The organism is Paenibacillus bouchesdurhonensis (assembly GCF_900155685.1).
Lineage (GTDB): Bacteria > Bacillota > Bacilli > Paenibacillales > Paenibacillaceae > Fontibacillus > Fontibacillus bouchesdurhonensis.
In genome coordinates this window covers 1839513-1858542 of sequence record NZ_LT732548.1, presented here as the reverse complement: position 1 = coordinate 1858542, position 19030 = coordinate 1839513, and the positions used below count along the sequence as shown (strand labels likewise).

The window sequence follows — 19030 nt, the reverse complement described above, 5'->3', positions numbered from 1 at the left end:
TCAGTTGCCCGTTTTAATGTTTAAAAATCAATAACATCAACTTCTGTTTTTTCCGGTTGCTGAATGGACTTGCGATCAATGAATTCGGCCAGTTCCGATATTGTTCGATAATCAAATAAATTCTGAATCGTAACGTTGGCATCCAGAATGGACTGATTTATTTTAGTGAAAATACTCATCATATGAATTGAATTACCGCCGATTTCAAAAAAATCGTCATGAGGCCCAATAGCTGGTTTATTCAACACCTCGCTCCAAATCTTATGCAATATTCTCTCGGAGGCTGATTTCATCGGTATGACCGAGTCTTTTTTGTTCTCCATGGCCTGATGGAAATATTTTGTTAGCTGCCGCACATCTGTTTTGTCGTGCCTTGTCATTGGGATAGCATCCACGTGAAAAAAGTGTGTTGGCAGTGATGCTGTGTGAAGGTATTTGCTCAAGTATTCTCTCAGCTCTTTTTCCGTTAATGGAGTTCGGGAAACATAAAAAGCGCAGAGTGATGAATTTTTCTCAGCATCGGACAATGCTAGTACCACACTATCTTCAATACTGCTGTGCATATTTAAATATATTTCAATTTCCCTAGTTTCCAGACGAATCCCATTCAGCTTGACCTGACTGTCTTCCCGTCCGACAAAATGAATGTTGCCATCCCGATGCCGAACGACCAAATCGCCTGTTTTATACAGCCTTTCCTGTTTATTTTGAATAGGATGCCATGCAAAGCGCTTATTAGTTAACTCTGCGTTATTAATGTATCCTCTTCCTAGACCTCCTCCAGAAATATAAAGCTCTCCCAATATTCCATCAGGAACCTGATGTCCATCTTGATCCAATATCATACAACCGTAATTGCTTATCGGTTTGCCTATCGGTATTTCCTTCTCCATCTTTTTGGGCAGCCGGTAGAAGGTTGCGCCTATCGTAGCCTCTGTAGGTCCGTAGCCATTATAGACCTCCATATATTTGTTTAAGTTCGAAATATACTCATACTTCATAACATCTCCGCCACTGATCGCCAGTCGCACGGATGGCATAGGCGGCATAGTATTAAATATTTTCAGTACCTGCGGGGAACATGTAAGCAAAGTAACCTTTTGTTCTGTAATAATCCGGTGGAGCTGCTCCATATTCCGATATTCTGTCGATTCAGGAATAATCAGTGTTCCCCCAAAAAATAGTGCAAGGCAAAGCTGCTCAATAAACAAATCAAATGTAACGGGTGACAGCTGTATCGTAGTATCCTGTTCAGTAATACCAAATAGCTCCTGGTACGATTTCATGTAAACATAAAGATTGCCGTGCTCAATCATTACACCCTGTGGCAAGCCGGTTGTTCCCGATGTATAAATCACATAAAGAAGATGCTCGGGTAAAATATTCACGCTGACGTCAACGTCCAGTTCATCAATAGGATCGTTGCAGGAAAAGGGATATATACTTCCTTCGTATTTCAGTTCCTCGGCCATACCGTTATCGGATAGCAATAAAAGTTGAGCATTACTGTCATTTAAGATATGATTTTTACGTTCTGCGGGCAGTTCTGGATCAATCAGTACAAACGCGCCTCCGGATTTAATAACCGCCACAATAGCGACAACTAATTCAACGGATCGTGAAAACAATACTGCTACAATGCTGTTTTCTTTAATTCCCCGTTTTATTAACACCCTTGCCAATTGATTAGATTTTTTATTTAATTGGTCATAGGTCAGACTATGCTCACCGCAAGAGACAGCTATTTTATCAGGAAAAGCACTTGCAGCCTCAACGAAAAAGCCCTCAACGGTTTCCGGTTCATGTCTTCCATCGGCACCATATTTCTGCAGGATTGCGGATTCCTGAGTCTTTGTCATCATAGAGATACTACTAATCTTTTGCTCTGCATTTCCAAGCATCTGTGATAGAACTGCTAGAAAAACCTCTCCCAAAGTGTTCGCTTGGTCGGATGAATATTTCGCATTGTTGTAACTTAAAATAAGCACGAGTTCGTTTTGCCTGGTCTGTTCGACACCTAAGGTCAGTTCATAGTTATTTGTCTCGCAGGTATAGTAATCGAATGGAGGGAATCCCTGGGCCTCACTGACCATGACAGGATAGTTTTCAACAACCACAATGGAATCAAACAGAGTATAATTTCCGCTGCATTCTCCTGCCTCCATAATGCTGGTCAGTGAATTGCTCTCATATGGCATTCGCTCGGCAAGATCACTCATCACCTTCTGCAGCAAGGATTTCACCGTTAAATCCGAGGCTGCTTTTATTCGTAATGGAACTGTGTTTATACACAAACCGACCAGATCCTCGATACCGGAAATCGGAGCATTGCGTCCGGATACGGTCGTGCCGATCAATATATCCTTACGCCTATGAAGCTTCTGCTGTACGATTCCCCAAACCCCATATAGGAGAGCAGCCAGCGTCAAGCCTTCTTGCTTTAAGAAATCATGGATCTGTTGCTGCGGTAGAATAAGGCGCTGCTCTTCAAAGCGATGATGATCGTTACTATTTTTAGGAATAAAATAATCATATCCATCCAAATGACGGCTCCAAAATGCGCTGGCATCTCGATCATCCGAATAAAGGCAAAATTGCACAAAATGTTTGTATATATTGTGCTTCGCTGGGGGCTCAATTCCCTCTCCTCTATACAATCTAGAATAAATGGAAATAAAGTCCCTCATTAATATGCTGCTGCTCCAGCCATCAAATAGAATATGATGGTTTGTGATTATAAAATATTCTCGATGATTTTCGTCCTTTACAATTGCCAATCTATATGGCGGACGCCGTAGATCAAACCTCTTGCTCCGATCTATCCGCAAATATTCCTCAAGTGAGCCAGCACCTGATTGCTGGTCAGGCAGTGCTATGCATGCAAATTCCGGTTCATATTCATTCAAAACAATCTGTAAATTTTTACTAGTTTTATCCCAGTTATACACGCTTCTTAATGTTGCATGCTTTCTCACCATAATTCCCCAGCATTTTTTTACGAGCTGTACATTTAAACTACCATCAAGACATATGACGAGCTGGATATTGTACATACTGCCTTCGTCTTTCAAGTAATGGAACAGTAGGCCCTCCTGAACAGGTGAAAGAGCGTAAATATCCTCAACCGATTGAGCATTTATCACGCAAATCTACTTCCTTTCCCCTAGTGCGGAATTCAAATCGTTAGCTTAACTTAATAAATTGTCCAGTTCCTTCTGTGAAAGCTGTACGCCATCAAAATCAGACGGAGTGTATTCCACCTTCTCGCTATTACTGCAAAAAGCAATGACCTGCTTGATGGTTTGTTCAAATATTTGCAGAAATGCTCTTGTTGTATCCTGTTGTACATTGCGCTTACTTCCGCTGACCGCAATATTTAATTGCTGATCAATAATAAGACAGTCTATCTGCAGAAGGGCTGTATGATTTGGGTTGGATTTTGGGTCGAATAGACATGGCAGCACATTAAAAGAATTGTATTCCGACTGGAATTTCCCCAAATAATTAAATCTGATTCTAGGCTTCTCATATTGCCAGCGACGGTTAAGGCTCCTGCACCAGCCGTAGCCTATCCCATTATTCGGGACACTCCGTAAAGCTTCTTTTATTGCTTTAATCTGTTCGGAGAGCGACTCTTGTTCCAGGATGACTCGGAACGGATACAAGGCAGTGAACCAGCCGACCGAACGTGAGATATCCAATTGCTCCGCAACTGCTCCTCTTCCGTGATTTTCAAGCTCGATTAGAAGATCCGTTTGTTCGGTACTTTCTTGTAATGCTATCAATAAAGCGGCAATTAATAACTCATCCGGTCTTGTATGAAACGATCTATTCGCATGAGATAACAAGCTTTCCGTTAACATTCTATCTAGTTGAAAGGTTGCTGCTGCTATATCATCCTTGGGGTAGTCTGGATTAACTATTGGATAAGAAAAGGATGAGGCCAGAGCGTTTTTCCAATATTCGTATTCGTTGTCGAACTGATCTGAAGCAGCCTCAGTAGCCTTCGCCCACGCTTGATAAGAATGTGTCTTGTTAGGCAGCTTCAATGGTTGACCTGCTCTTAGCTGCTGAAGCATAGTATCCAAATCCTCAAGCATAATTCTCCAAGACACACCATCAACAACGAAATGATGAATTGTAATTTCCCAAATATTCCGTTCCCCTCCCATATGAAGGGATGTATAGACAAGAAGGTCTTCGTCCAGCTGTAAATCCTTTGTTGATGTACGATCCGCTTGATCCAAAACTTGAATCTTGACAGAGCTGTTCTGATGAAGAGGATTATAGAACAACCTGTTTTCTCTCTTGGACCAGTTGGCACGTAATGTATCGTGATGCTTCACTAGCCTCTGCAATATCATCTCTAATGCATCTACTGTGAATTCAGGTGAAAGAACAATTTGAACCCGTTGGCAGTACTTACCGGGAAATCTTAAATTTTGCTCCATAAACCAATTGATTATTGGAGTTAGCGGGATGAACCCTTCACATGAATGCTGCGGGATTTCCTCCTTTGCTACCTGGGACATGTACAAGACCATCTCACCGAACACCGGCTTGGACAATATATCCTTGGCCTTTAATTCATATCCCTTATCTTTGAGACGGGATGACATTAATATTGCAATAATAGAGTCCCCGCCAGCCTGAAAATAATTAAGACCTAAATCATCAAGCTGTCTTCCGATCATTTCGGATGCAACGGACAGCAATATGGCTTCTTTATCCCCTGTAGGCCTGTCAATACTATCTGTTTGTATATGTATTAGGGGTGAAGGCAGCAATGTCTTATCTACTTTTCTATTAATATTGAGCGGTATTTCCTTAAGGTGAATATAAACTTGTGGTATCATATACGCGGGTAATTTCTGGGCAAGATGCTGCTTGAGTTTCGTCTCGTCCATAACTTTCTCTGCCACATAATAAGCGCAAAGATAGTGAGTATTCTTATTTTTATAATCCGTAGCAACGGCATCTATAACTCCTTCATAAGAGCGTAGATGGTATTCAATTTCATTTAGCTCGATCCGGTAACCGTTTAACTTAAGCTGAAAGTCCTTCCGCCCGATATATTCGATACAATCGGGAGCAATAAATTTAGCCAGATCTCCTGTTTTATACAACCTCTGATGATCAAGCTCCATATGAGTTAAAAAGCGTTCACTGGTCAGCTCTGGATTATTTAAATATCCTCGGGCTACGCCAGCTCCCGAAATATACAGTTCTCCCACTTCCCCCGGGGGCCTTGGCATCATATTACGATCCAAAATGTAAATACGCATATTATCGGCAGGCCTGCCAATGGGAACGTTTCCAGTCTTGTTCGAGGTGTTTTTATAACGATAGATCATACAGCCTACTGTTGCCTCCGTCGGACCGTATTCATTGAATATTTCGATATTTCCTGAAAAGCTTTCATAGACCGAGCTTGCGATATCTACGTTAAGCTGCTCTCCTCCCACGATCAGTTTACGAATGGTAGACCGAGAATTATCATAATCCTTTAAAATTCGCATATGAGCCGGAGTTAGCTTCAATAGAGTACAGAAACCATCTTGTACAATCCGTTTCAAAATGTACTCATCTGCATTATCCTTGTATACTCTAATCGTTCCGCCTGAAATCAGCGGTGTGAAAATTGACGTAACCGTTAGATCAAAGGCCAAAGACGAATAGAGAGGAAAGACCTCTGTTTCTTCAGTAACATACTCTTTTCTAGCCCATGTAGCATAATGAGTCAAATTTTGATGGTCGATCATGACCCCTTTAGGCTTCCCTGTAGATCCCGAAGTATAGATGATGTAAGCCAGATCCTTAGCTTTGCAATGATATTTCCAATTCTGTACTTGGCTATAAAGAGAAGCTTCATTCAGATTGATTACTTCTCCTTTATAGTCTCCGGTATTCAGCTCTGCAATATTGCTAAGCACGAGTTCTGCGCCGCTATCCTTCAACATGTAGGAGATGCGTTCTACCGGGTACTCTGGATCTATCGGTAAATAAGCTGCTCCAATCTTTAGAACTCCCAATATTGCAATTACAGTTTCCGGGGAGTGAGTCACCACTAGAGGGACAACACAGCTATTCTTCATCCCTTTGCTAGAAAGAAATGCAGCTAGAGCATCAGATTTCTCATCCAATTGTCGATATGTTAAAGCAATCTGCTCCATACTAACTGCAATTTTATGAGGATTACGTAGTACCGACTCTTTAAATAAATCCACCACAGTCGTATCAGCAGAATCGTCGCAATCAGTTTGATTGTATTGTTTAACAAAAATCTCTAGTTCTTTGTCGGTTAATAGGCATAGATCGGAAACATACAGCTGTTCATGTTCTACTACCCATTTTGCCAATCGTTCCATTCGCACAAATAATTGCTGCACCTGCCAGGCTGTATATTCTTCTGTTTTATAATCTATATCCAGTTGAAACCCTGCATCATCGTGCCATTTTCGAATAACGATCTGCATGGAATACTCCTGCTGCCCGTTATAAAATTCATGATTATAAACTGACAAACCATCCATTGTATTACAAAGCGTTGTTCCGTAATAATTAACACACACATTGTACAGGTAATTGCCATGATTCTGAGCGCCGGCCAAATCTTTCAGCAGATGATTAAAAGGATATTTTTGATGTTTGTAATTCCGTCTCAGCTGCGTATCGATCTCTCTCATCAATTGAAAAAGAAGAGCTGAATCATCTACCCGAAAGCGAAAAGGAAGCGCATTCACAAACATCCCAAAAATATTGCGTTCTGCTTTTCCCGACCTGCCCAAAACAGGCGTTCCGATAACAATATCCTCAATGTCCGTCATTTTATACGCGTATAGCAGATACAAAGATACAAAAAAAGCATTTTGAGAAATATTATTTGTCTTGCAATAATGGTCGATTTTATTGGATTCGCTCGATTGAAAATAAAACGTTTGTCTGCATCCGTCCATCTGTTCACTGGCTGGTGGAACGATATCCGGCAGGGACTCAAATTGTTTATTCCAGTAAGCCTTATCACATTCATATTTATCAGAATATATATAGGCCAGATCGTTAACAATGCAGTCTCTATACTGCATGGCCGGCCTTTCGGGGAAGACTAGCCCCCCCCTTTTCATTGACTCATAAAGCGAGCTAATTTCATTCGTCATGATTTTCATGGACCATCCGTCTCCAATGATATGATGAACCTTTATAAAGTAACCATACTTTTGATCGCTCATTTTAAAAACTACAAACTCGTATAAAGGCTCATTTTCCATAGAAAACGGAGTCGCAGCTTTGTCCTCATACCATCTTTGAAACTGTTTCGTATCTTCACAGCCAGAAAAGTCACGATAACCCACAACCACTTCCTGATCCTGACTAAAATACTGCTTGGGCGTATTATTCACCATGGTAATGCGAATTTGAAATGCATCATTATTGCGGATATAAGCACAAATCGCTTCCTTCAAGGCTCTGGTATCTACTTCCCCGTGGATCGTCACAATACCGCCTATATTAAACATAGTAGAGCTTGGATACAGCATTTGTGTATACCATATCCTTTTTTGCGCCTCAGCCAATGACAAATAATCTTTTGTTTCCAATTTATCCATGTCCCTCTTCTTTCTGCGATTTATAGAATTTATTCTTATAATAAATAATAAATTGCTACTATACCTAAATTCGCAGCTTTAAATAAACCCTGGGTGCCCGCTAATCATAGCTCTCTACTGCTTTCATCTTCTCTTTGGCTACATATTCTGCAAGATCGGCAGGAGTATGAAAATTGTGAAAATCAAGTTCTTCATCCGATATTTCTATATTAAATATGCTCTCAATCTTAACAATTACTGCTATTGCAGATAGCGAATTAATGACATCCTTCAACTCCGTGTTGCTATTTAAAGAAGAGCTCTCCTCCTGTATTACTTCTTTCAAAATATCAAGAATTTGCGACAGAATATCATCCATCATTCATTAACCTCCAATCATTTGATTGTACGTCCAGCAGCAGCGCAATCGTTTGCAACTTCCTCAGCATGACTTTAGTTTCCCTTTGTAAATAAAGGGTTGTTTATGTAATAATAAGGATTAATTGTCGAATGACTGTTTATATACTAACATAATTCCATATGTCTTTCTATAATATTTTGTTAATATTAGCCTTTTATCCTTATATATTCCTCGCATTTGTCAAAAAAAGCTAATCCTTGGAAAGGATTAGCTTCATATAATTATGCTGTGCTAGGGTGATCTCTTAAATTCATATTGATCCAGTTTTTTCAGCAAAGTCTCTAACAGCTTTTCTTCATTTTTGATGATGCCCAGAAGCCCTTCTGTCACCCGATCTATTAACTTTCGATCCCGAGTAAAATAGTATTTGATCTGCATTAGCTTTAGCTGATTGATTTCTTTCACCAGCCCGCCATATCCCTCCAATATAGTGTTTGCTTCTGCTAGCTGCCCCTTCTCATGCAAATATTGCAATCTATTTACCATGCATTTTTTATGTTCAAGAATAATATGTATCGGTCTAATGTCGTCCCTTAAAGATTCTTCTTCCTTAAATCGATCGCATAGGACGCTATACGTTTCAAAACCGTATGCAGCACCTTCTGGTGTATAGGTCAAAAAGGAATTGGTCGAATTCAAGAAATCTTCTATATAAGTCTTAATAATCGTCAGATTTAATTCAGGGTTCGTATTTGAGTAGTCTAAATGTGTGTCACACTCAAAAAAACCGATTCCTGCAACACTTGATTTGTAGAAAGCTTCTTCTACCTCACTAAAAGACATTTCAATTTTGCCATAATCGCCCGTTCGGGAAAAACCCAAAACCTGGAGTATCCCTCTCTCTTCATTATAGCCATAAATCAAGCTCTGATGAGGGAAATGCCAATCCTTATAAGCCGGCTTACAAGATATATAATATTCATCCATCAAAATTTCTACATAACGGCCATTGTTGATACAGCCAATAATGAACGGTAAAAGTGTTTGGCCCAATCCTACAAATAATTCTCGCTCGAACCAGTTAGTATTAATGCCAGGATGACGAGGATATTTACCGTCAAACGAGTAAAAATCCAGTTTGAATTCACCCGAATGCTCTGCTGTATAAAGCTGCAGATAGCTGCTGTAAAACCAAGGTAAATAGGTATCATCTTTGAGGATAATAGATAGCTTGTGTGCATGATGCAGAAAGCCATACACTTGCGGTATACAGACGGGAAGTTCGAAGCTGCTCATTCAATAACCTCCATTTTTATAAAATATTAACACTTATCCATATTATCAAATAATTAGAACCCAATAAAGATTCACCATAAAATGCTTCATCACAAATAAGTTTGATTTTTATAAAAAGAGTAGCTTTATTGTAAATACGAACATAGCTCCCCCTTGATATACTGTCTCGTGAAAGCGTATCCAAATGTAAAAATAATTTATACACAGGGGGTAAGCGATTATGAAAAAAGCGACATTACTGCTGCTAACGTTCGTCTTGGCATTATCTTTATCCGCTTGCGCAAGCAAGGATAACAGCAGCGGCGGCTCGACGAAAGGCGAGAAAGGCACAGTCGGAATTGCGATGCCGACGAAGTCGTCGGAACGCTGGGTCAATGACGGCAACAATATGGTGAAGGAATTCCAGAGTCACGGGTACGGCACCGACCTGCAGTACGGCGAAGACGTTGTAGAGAACCAGGTGTCCCAAATCGAGAACATGATTACCAAAGGCGTGGACGTTCTCGTCATCGCTTCCATCGACGGCTCCGCGATTACCGAGGTGCTGCAAAAAGCGCACGATCAAGACATCAAGGTCATCGCTTATGACCGCCTCATCATGAACAGCGAATATGTGGACTACTATGCAACGTTCGACAACTTCCAGGTCGGTGTACAGCAGGCCTCTTACATTGAAGAGAAGCTTGGACTGAAAGATGGCCAAGGCCCATTCAATATCGAGCTGTTCGGCGGCTCGCCGGATGACAACAATGCATATTTCTTCTACAACGGCGCGATGTCCATTCTGCAGCCTTACATCGATTCAGGCAAGCTGGTCGTCCGCAGCAACCAAATGAAAATGGAGCAAATCGCCACCCTCCGCTGGGACGGCGCAACAGCGCAAGCGCGTATGGATAACCTCTTGAGCGCTCACTATGCAACTGAGAACGTGGATGCGGTTCTATCTCCTTATGACGGAATCAGTATCGGTATTCTCTCATCCTTGAAAGGCGTCGGCTACGGTTCCGGCAATAAGCCTATGCCGATCGTAACCGGGCAGGATGCGGAGCTCGCTTCGATTAAGTCGATTCTAGCAGGCGAACAGACGCAAACGGTGTTCAAGGATACGCGCGAGTTGGCGAAAAAAGCCGTCGGCATGGCTCTCAGCGTTCTCGAAGGCACGGAAGCGGAAGTGAACGATACTGAAACCTACGACAACGGAGTCAAAGTCGTGCCTTCCTATCTGCTGGAGCCAAAATCGGTAGACAAGGACAACGTGGAACAACAGCTGGTCGAGACCGGTTACTACACGAAAGAGGATCTGGGACTGTAAATGGCGTGACTTGGGCGAGTGCATGCGGTCATCCGCTGTCATGCAGCGGGAGTTCCATGCGCCGGGAAACTGCGGCCGCTGTCATGCAGCGGGAGTTCCATGGGCTGGGAAGCTGCTGCCGCTGTCATGCAGTCTGCATGAGCTCTTCAAGCTTGATGCGGTTCCCGTAAACAGCTTGCCCATAAATACAGCGGTGGCCTACCCGGCCTCCGCTATCCTTTGTACTCGAATGGAGACGAAAGGCTTGGTGAGGACAGTGAGTGACTTCATTTTGGAGATGAGAGGAATTACGAAGACATTTCCAGGCGTCAAAGCACTGGAGAATGTGAATTTAAAGGTCAAAGAAGGCGAAATACATGCCCTTTGCGGGGAAAATGGCGCCGGCAAATCCACGCTGATGAAGGTGCTGAGCGGTGTCTATCCGCATGGCTCGTATGAAGGAGATATTTTATTCAAAGGCGAGGTTTGCGAATTCAAGGATATTAAGCAGAGCGAAAGCCTGGGCATCGTCATTATTCACCAGGAGCTGGCTTTGATCCCCTATCTATCGATTGCAGAAAATATTTTTCTCGGCAATGAGCAAACGAAGCGCGGCATCATCAACTGGAACGAAACAACGGTCAAAACGAGAGAACTGCTTGCAACTGTCGGGCTAAAGGAATCCCCTAACACCCATGTCATTAGCATCGGGGTAGGAAAGCAGCAGCTCGTAGAAATCGCCAAGGCACTCTCCAAGAAGGTCAAGCTGCTCATCCTCGATGAGCCGACGGCCGCGCTTAACGAGGATGACAGCGAGAATCTGCTTAATCTGATCCTGGAGCTGAAGAAGCAGGGGATCTCCTCGATCATTATTTCCCATAAGCTGAATGAAATCGAGAAGGTCGCCGATTCGATCACGATTTTGCGGGATGGGAAGACGATTCAGACGCTGGATATGCACGAGGATCAGGTGACGGAGGATGTGATCATCAAAGGCATGGTCGGCCGGGATTTGACGCATCGCTATCCGGAGCGAGTTCCGAACATTGGGGAGAAGATTTTCGAGGTACAGGACTGGCAGGTCGATCATCCCGAGCAGGAAGGCCGCAAAATGCTGGACAACATCAATATCCATATCCAACGCGGCGAAATTGTCGGCGTGGCCGGTCTCATGGGAGCCGGAAGGACAGAACTGGCGATGAGCATCTTCGGCAAATCCTACGGAAAAAACATCCAGGGTAAGCTGCTGCTGCACGGCAAGGAGATCCGGCTGAACGATATCAGCACCGCCATTCAGCATGGCATCGCCTATGTGACCGAAGACCGCAAAGATTACGGACTCGTGTTAATCGACGATATCAAGCGGAATATTTCACTCGCCAACCTGGGCAAGCTGTCCCGCCGCGGCGTGATCAATGAGAACGAAGAAGTGCTCGTAGCGGAGGATTACCGCGAGAAATTAAAGATCAAGACGCCGAGCATTCTGCAAAAAACAGTTAATTTAAGCGGAGGCAATCAGCAAAAGGTCGTGCTAAGCAAATGGATCTATGCGCAGCCCGAAATTCTTATTCTGGACGAACCTACCCGCGGCATTGATGTCGGCGCCAAATACGAAATTTACTCGATCGTCAATCAACTGGCAGACGAAGGGAAAGGCATCCTGTTCATTTCCTCGGAGCTCCCGGAGCTTCTCGGCATGTGCGACCGCATCTATGTCATGAGCGAAGGGCGCATTACTGGCGAGGTCAACCGGGAGGACGCCACCCAGGAAGTACTGATGAAATCCATGACTCGAGGCAGGGGGTAAGGAGATGCAAATGATTAGCGAGCTTTTCAAAAAAAATATCCGCCAGTACGGCATGATTATCGCATTAGTCTTCATTACGGTGTTATTTCAAATCCTAACCGACGGCATTCTACTGAAGCCGCTTAATGTTACGAACTTGATTTTGCAAAATAGTTATATTCTTGTGTTAGCGATCGGAATGGTGCTCGTCATTATTACGGGACACATCGACCTATCGGTCGGCTCCATCGCGGCCTTTATCGGGGCGCTGGCAGCCATCATGATGGTCGACATGCAGCTCCCTCCCTTTCTTGCAGTCATCATTTCGCTTGGAGTCGGTGCGCTGATCGGAGCATGGCAGGGCTTCTGGATCGCTTATGTGAGGATTCCCGCCTTTATCGTTACCCTAGCCGGCATGCTGCTGTTCCGGGGACTGACCATGATCATTCTGGGCGGCCAGTCTATCTCGCCGTTTCCGAAGTCCTTCCAGAAGATCAGCTCCGGATTTCTTCCGGACTGGTTCGGGGGCGCAAACATTCACATCCTGACGATCGTGCTCGGTGTCATTCTTACTCTGCTTGTCATTTGGCAGGAATGGAAGGATCGCAAGACGCAGATCAAATACAACTTTGAAATTGCCCCCATCTGGATGTTCATTGCTAAAGTCGTCTCGCTCGTCGCCGTCATTAACGTATTCACTTACGTATTGGCCACGTATAACGGGTTCCCGAACATTCTCGTTATCCTCTTTGTGCTCATCGTCATCTATTCCTTCGTGATGAATCGGATGATTGCTGGGCGGCATATTTACGCATTGGGCGGCAACGAGAAAGCCGCGAAATTATCCGGAGTCAAGACGAAAAAAGTGACCTTCTGGGTCTTTGTCAACATGGGGGCCATGGCGGCGCTATCCGGCCTTATCTTCGCGGCACGCCTGAACGCCGCAACGCCTAAAGCGGGAACGAACTTTGAGCTGGATGCGATCGCAGCCTGCTTCATCGGCGGCGCTTCCGCTTCCGGCGGCATCGGCACCGTCATCGGCGCCATCATCGGCGGCCTGGTCATGGGTGTCATGAACAACGGCATGTCCCTCATCGGCCTTGGGGTCGACTGGCAACAAGGCATTAAAGGACTTGTCCTCCTTCTCGCCGTGGCCTTCGATATTTACAACAAATCCAAGACGAATTAATTTCGGCCTTAGAGACACGCATGCAAATTCCGGCAAGCTTCACTCTTTGTTAAAGAGTGAAGCTTGTTTTTTGTGCTACGATTGGATATATATGGTTAACAAAATGATAAAGCAGGTGATCCTTTTGTCCACTTCCTCTATCACCAAGAAGGCCTTGGCCCATTCTTTGAAGCAAGCCATGCAGGAGCTTCCCTTAAGCAAAATCACCGTCAAGCAAATCGTAAATCATTGCGGGGTGAATCGGCAAACGTTCTACTACCATTTTCAAGATATTTACGATTTGCTAGGTTGGATTTATCAGACGGAAGCCATCGATAGCCTTTCCCCATTTCGCAGCTATCATAATTGGACGCATGGGCTTTATACGATTTTCACCTATATCGAGAACAATAGGGCCTTTTGTTTGAACACGCTCCACTCCCTCGCACGGAGTCATCTGGATTCGTACCTCTATGCTGCCACCTATGATCTTATGCTCGGGGTCGTCCATGAAGTAGGCAGCGGCATGCGCGTTGCCTGTGAAGACAAAGGCTTCCTCGCTAATTTCTATACGCTTGCTTTTACGGGACTCGTGATTCAGTGGATGCAGAATGACATGAAGGAGTCGCCGTCGCTGATTGTCGAGCGATTAAGCGAGCTGATGGAGGGTAATTTTGAACGAGCCTTACATCGCTATGAGAAGTGTCCAAAATCTAGACAATGGCATGAAACTGTCCAAAAATGATACAACTCTCGCCTTCTGTCGGTTTTCTATAAAAAGGAAATTTCGTACATTTAAGATGTCTCTCATGTCCTGAGGTTTCATCAAAATCTACGAAGGCGAGGATGATCAATATGGGCGCATACAGCAACCAGGTGTATTTTATTGGAGGAGGCATTGCTTCATTGGCGGGCGCGGCTTTTCTAATTAGGGATTGCGGTCTTCCTGGACAGCAGATTCATATCATCGAGGATTTAAAAGTACTTGGAGGGAGCAACGACGGTGCGGGAGATCAGGAGCATGGCTATGTGATTCGCGGCGGCCGGATGCTGAACGATGAAACGTATGAAAATTTGTGGGATTTGCTGAGCTCCATCCCCTCTGTGGATGACCCAAGCCAATCGGTAAGGGAGGAGATCGTGGCCTTTGACACGGCGCATCCTACGCATTCACGGGCTAGGCTTGTGAATAAGAATGGCGAAATCGAGGATGTGGCCTCCATGGGATTTGACATGGGTGATCGCATCGCCATGGCTAAGCTGATCATCGCGCCGGAAGCACAATTGGGCCGATTGCGGATTAACGAATGGTTCGGGCCTCATTTTTTCCAGACGAATTTCTGGTTTATGTGGGCGACGACCTTCGCCTTTCAGCCTTGGCACAGCGCAGTCGAGCTCAAAAGGTACATGATCCGCTTCATGCATGAGTTCCCGCGAATTCATACGCTGGAAGGCGTCACGCGCACCCCCTACAACCAATACGATTCGCTTATTGTTCCGCTGCACCAATATTTGCAGGAGCATGGGGTGGACTTTGAAATGAAATGTACGGTAACGGATTTGGATTTCAAAGAAGGCGATGGCATCACCGTGACCCGTATGCATTATGTGAAGGATGGCAAGAAGAAAGTATTGGATCTGGCCGAAGAAGATCTTGTTATTATGACGAACGGTTCGATGACAGATAGCTCCAGCTTGGGATCGATGACAACGCCTCCTCGGCTAAACGGCAAGGGAAGCTCTTGGCAGCTGTGGGATCGAATCGCCGCGAAGAAGCCGGGTAGGCTCGGCAACCCTTCGTCCTTCGATGACCATATCGACGAATCCAAATGGGAATCCTTCACCGTCACCTGCGAGGGCTCCCGCTTCTTTGAATTGATGGAGAGCTTCACGCGCAACAAGGCCGGTACCGGCGCTCTGGTCACCTTCAAGGATTCCAATTGGTTCATGTCCATTGTACTCGCGCATCAGCCCCATTTCCGCAATCAGCCTGATGATGTGAAAGTGTTCTGGGGCTACGGCTTGTACCCAGATCAAGTAGGCGACTATGTGAAGAAGAGAATGTGCGATTGTACCGGAGAGGAAATTTTGACAGAGCTATTGCAGCATTTGAAATTCGAGAACGACAAGGATGAAATTATTCGCTCCGCAAACTGCATTCCTTGCATGATGCCGTATATTACGGCGCAGTTCATGCCAAGAACACTCGGTGATCGGCCTCAGGTCATCCCCGAAGGCTCAACGAATCTGGCCTTTATCGGCCAATTCTGCGAGATTCCCGATGATGTCGTCTTTACAGAGGAGTATTCCGTCAGATCTGCCAGAATTGCCGTCTATCAACTACTGGGAATCGATAAGCCGATTGCACCAATCAACCAATATCAATACGACGTGCGAACCTTGCTCCAAAGCTTGGCAACCTCTTTTCGTTGAAAAATCTCTATATTTAATGGATAGAGAGTCGATTGCTCTAAGCAATCGGCTCTTTCCTGCGCATATACTCATATTTCACTTCGTTATATTGATTAATCAGCCGATCAAGCTCCATAGACTGCTTCAGCACGCGCATATCCTGCAAACCATACTGCTTAGCCAACAGCCCGAGCCGCTGCCGTTCTTCTTCTATTCTATGTTTAATATATTTGGATTTTGTTCTATTCACCTAAAACACCACCTTATGGATATTTTAGGATAAGTTGCATAATATGACCTCTATATTGGTTTTGCAAAATCATTTTTTGTAATTTTAGGTAAAAACAAATAAAATAAAGACCAGCTTTGGAAGCTGGTCGGGTGAATGTTACTTTGAAAAGCAAGTTAGCTTTTCCTAGTTACCTGCACCATGTGTCATTAAGGTAACAAGAAGTTGGCCTGGTATACTAACGTAAAGAATTAGTGTAGTCATCCACATTAAATTCTTCTTCATAGTCCCACACCTCTCTACAATATTTAACATAAGCATTACGTTGTTCCTTTGTCGTGTAGTTGCGATAAAATTCAAACAATACCATGCTGTTAACTATGTTGGGCTTACTATTTATTTTAATAGAATATTTGAAGCTGCGTAGGGTATTTCTAACCCCTTCTTTCAATAGCCTTTTTCTAAAACAATAAATAGCATACTTTTGAAAAAACAGTGAGCAACGAAAGGTGTGAAATGGCTCTTTGTACTGAACTTCGAGCTCGCCTAGTTTCCCCCGGTTTTCTCGATTAATACGGCTATAGTATTGAATTTCATCCGCAAATTTATCCAGGTGCTCATCTACAAAAAATTTATAACGATTTGCTGATTCAAGTAAAGTGATTAATCCCTCTAAAATTTCACTTGGATTATCTCCCAAAAATTGTACATATTCAGCTATTCTAGATCGTTTCCCATCCTTAATATCTACAGAGAGTAGATTTGCTTCAGCAAACATCTTATATCGTTCAACTTCCAGCAATCCTGCTTCATCCAGTCCTTCAAACCAGCTGAGATCCGCATATTCTGCAATCCATCTTCTGGATTCTTCAAACATTCTGCGACATTCATAAGAACCTGATTTGTACAAATAGCCTCTACCGTAGTAATAAACCAATGGCCGTGCAGGTGTGAAGTCAGAGTCTTGCCATTGTTGATTCTTATATAAAGCCCTAGTTAGATCGATCATCTCATTTGCATAATTCTCGACTTCTTCCCATTTCTTATAAACAAAGTACAATTCCGTTAACATAATAAGCCCATCAAGTGTGTAGGACACTGGCAATCTATGTCGATATGGGATAAACTTTATAGCAGATTCTAGACTATTATATCCATCTCTGCTATCAATTTTAAATAGTCTATAATAACTGATCGCCAATCTCTCAGAATGGTTCGATCTTTCACTTTCAATTACACTTTCATACATTACAACAGCCGCTTCATACCATTCCTGCTCAAACATTAATTCAGCTGTTTCAAAAATCCCCGTAACCTGCTTCAGATCTTCAAGCAACCGGGATAAGACCTCCCGTATACAATCAAGCTTCTTCAGTTCGGCACAACGAAGCAAGAACGGACGCAAGCGTCGCCAATGAGGAGCAGCCGAGATAAAGCACTCATCTACAAACAGTTCATACAGACTTCCTTCAGGGAAACCCATCGCATGCGTAATGCGGTCTAACTGCCCAATTGCGATTGGTCGATTGCCATTTAAAATGCCGCTTAACGTACCTGCGTTAACTCCAGATTTCTCTGCAAAAAGATGAAGCGTCATCGCCTCCCTCTCCATGTAATCTTCCAGTTTATCGCATATCGTCGTTGTAGGATTCAAAGCAGCAATCACCCCCTATGCCCATATTTAAAACTTAAGGATCACCAATAAAAAACTTCAAGACCATATAATAGGAAGATTCCTATATATGTAATTTAACTATAATCCTTATTTTTCCATAGGTCAATATAGATTATCAAAGTTTAATTTACCTAATATAGTGAAGGCGTACTATAACGAAACAAGGATTGCTCAGCATGCTGCCAAGCAATCCTTGTTCTAGAAATTGAAAATTGTGTACAAAGTAATCGACCAGATGTTGAGGGCATTCTTAAAAAAATTTTTTTGCATCATCATAAATATCTATGTAACGCCTTCAATAATTCGTCCAATACTCAATATCGCTGCGCTGCCCCTGCCGTACCTTGCCTACGGTTCTCCCTTCAGGCTGCGGAGCATGAAGCAGCTTAAGGCTGAACAACGTGGATTTATCAGGCCACAGAAGATATTCTTCAACCTCCAGCTGTTGCAAAGCTGCTGCAATATCTCGTTCGTATCTGCCCGTTGTACGTTCAAGTTCCTTCATCGTTGGCATTCTACGCCGCTGTGACCCGTAGTTATAAATAATTCGCAGCAGCTTGCGTTCCAGATCAGGAAGCATGGTATTTTCCTCCTTTTAAAGGTAAGGACTGTTTCATCGGTTGATTTACAGGTTGCCTTGAAGTTTGTTTTACAGGGCGAGTGGCGAGGATTTGCTCAATTCTAAAGGCTCTCGGAGCTTCTGTCTGCAGGCATGTTGCCCGCAGCAGCCCATTGCGTATGGCATGAATATGAATCGAACGTTGCGTGATTTTCCCACTGCGATCCATGTAAATGATCTCGACCACTTGGTTCATGTATTTTTTCACCAGAATCATCTCCCGATAGGAACATTTGTTTGTATTATATACGAACCTACGTTCTCTTAGCAAGTGGAAAAAGGCACCTAAACCCCCTCTTTTCTTCGAATTAGGTTCGTTTAGTTTACTCGCGGGAATGTTAAGTATTAGTAGTGGCGGGTTATGGTTCGGTATGGTTGCGGCAATGATGATGGCGAGTTGGCCGTTAATGAAAGTTGTGGGTGGCAGTGTAATAGAAGGTGAATAGCAAGGGGATCTAGTAAAGTCTAATACATGCGCTGTTAAAAGTTTAAACAAAGTGGATTAAGGAGGAGGATCATCATGTGGAAGCTAGGTGAAAAATATAGAGGCAAGGGAAAAGGAATTCTGTGGATCATAGCATTCTGCCTACTGTTCGCATGCATATAT

Annotated in this window: 13 protein-coding genes; 5 read left to right on the top strand and 8 right to left on the bottom strand. The window is 43.6% G+C overall.

Annotated elements, in window-relative coordinates; genetic code table 11:
• Positions 1-20: 20 nt before the first annotated feature.
• The 4 genes from CZ379_RS12760 to CZ379_RS12745 form a co-directional block, all read right to left on the bottom strand.
• Positions 21-3143: a non-ribosomal peptide synthetase gene (locus tag CZ379_RS12760; RefSeq protein WP_110931966.1), complete on the bottom strand. Its 3123-nt coding sequence runs from the start codon at positions 3141-3143 to the stop codon at positions 21-23.
• Positions 3144-3188: 45 nt separating this feature from the next.
• A complete protein-coding gene (locus CZ379_RS12755) occupies positions 3189-7607 on the bottom strand; it encodes an amino acid adenylation domain-containing protein (protein ID WP_110931965.1) in 4419 nt (1472 codons plus the stop codon).
• Positions 7608-7707: 100 nt separating this feature from the next.
• A complete protein-coding gene (locus CZ379_RS12750) occupies positions 7708-7968 on the bottom strand; it encodes an acyl carrier protein (RefSeq protein ID WP_110931964.1) in 261 nt (86 codons plus the stop codon).
• Positions 7969-8238: 270 nt separating this feature from the next.
• Positions 8239-9243 carry a hypothetical protein gene (locus tag CZ379_RS12745; protein ID WP_110931963.1) on the bottom strand — a complete coding sequence of 335 codons (1005 nt, stop codon included), beginning with the start codon at positions 9241-9243 and terminating at the stop codon, positions 8239-8241.
• 220 nt (positions 9244-9463) lie between these two features.
• Here CZ379_RS12745 and chvE point away from each other — a divergent pair, with 220 nt between their 5' ends.
• The 5 genes from chvE (at position 9464) to CZ379_RS12720 (ending at position 15921) form a co-directional block, all read left to right on the top strand.
• Positions 9464-10555 (top strand): multiple monosaccharide ABC transporter substrate-binding protein, encoded by a 1092-nt coding sequence (gene chvE / locus CZ379_RS12740; RefSeq protein ID WP_110931962.1) that lies wholly within the window; start codon positions 9464-9466, stop codon positions 10553-10555.
• 256 nt (positions 10556-10811) lie between these two features.
• The gene (gene mmsA, locus CZ379_RS12735; protein ID WP_199925818.1) at positions 10812-12341 is read left to right on the top strand and encodes a multiple monosaccharide ABC transporter ATP-binding protein; all 1530 of its coding nucleotides are present in this window, start codon (positions 10812-10814) and stop codon (positions 12339-12341) included.
• Between the two features lie 4 nt (positions 12342-12345).
• Positions 12346-13509 (top strand): multiple monosaccharide ABC transporter permease, encoded by a 1164-nt coding sequence (gene mmsB, locus CZ379_RS12730; protein WP_110931961.1) that lies wholly within the window; start codon positions 12346-12348, stop codon positions 13507-13509.
• Positions 13510-13624: 115 nt separating this feature from the next.
• Positions 13625-14233 carry a TetR/AcrR family transcriptional regulator gene (locus tag CZ379_RS12725; RefSeq protein WP_234405047.1) on the top strand — a complete coding sequence of 203 codons (609 nt, stop codon included), beginning with the start codon at positions 13625-13627 and terminating at the stop codon, positions 14231-14233.
• A gap of 110 nt (positions 14234-14343) precedes the next feature.
• Positions 14344-15921 (top strand): oleate hydratase, encoded by a 1578-nt coding sequence (locus CZ379_RS12720; protein ID WP_110931960.1) that lies wholly within the window; start codon positions 14344-14346, stop codon positions 15919-15921.
• A gap of 37 nt (positions 15922-15958) precedes the next feature.
• On the opposite strand, the gene CZ379_RS12715 is transcribed toward CZ379_RS12720, so the two are convergent.
• The 4 genes from CZ379_RS12715 to CZ379_RS12700 all read right to left on the bottom strand — a co-directional run bounded on the left by CZ379_RS12715 (position 15959) and on the right by CZ379_RS12700 (position 18640).
• Complete coding sequence (locus tag CZ379_RS12715; protein WP_110931959.1) at positions 15959-16150, bottom strand: aspartyl-phosphate phosphatase Spo0E family protein; 192 nt, start codon at positions 16148-16150, stop codon at positions 15959-15961.
• Positions 16151-16367: 217 nt separating this feature from the next.
• Positions 16368-17726 carry an XRE family transcriptional regulator gene (locus CZ379_RS12710; protein WP_234404900.1) on the bottom strand — a complete coding sequence of 453 codons (1359 nt, stop codon included), beginning with the start codon at positions 17724-17726 and terminating at the stop codon, positions 16368-16370.
• Between the two features lie 373 nt (positions 17727-18099).
• Positions 18100-18384: a hypothetical protein gene (locus tag CZ379_RS12705; protein ID WP_110931957.1), complete on the bottom strand. Its 285-nt coding sequence runs from the start codon at positions 18382-18384 to the stop codon at positions 18100-18102.
• Entirely contained in the window at positions 18374-18640 is a 267-nt protein-coding gene (locus CZ379_RS12700) for a hypothetical protein (RefSeq protein WP_407668666.1), read from the bottom strand. The genes CZ379_RS12705 and CZ379_RS12700 overlap by 11 nt, the downstream gene beginning before the upstream one ends.
• Positions 18641-19030 lie beyond the last annotated feature (390 nt).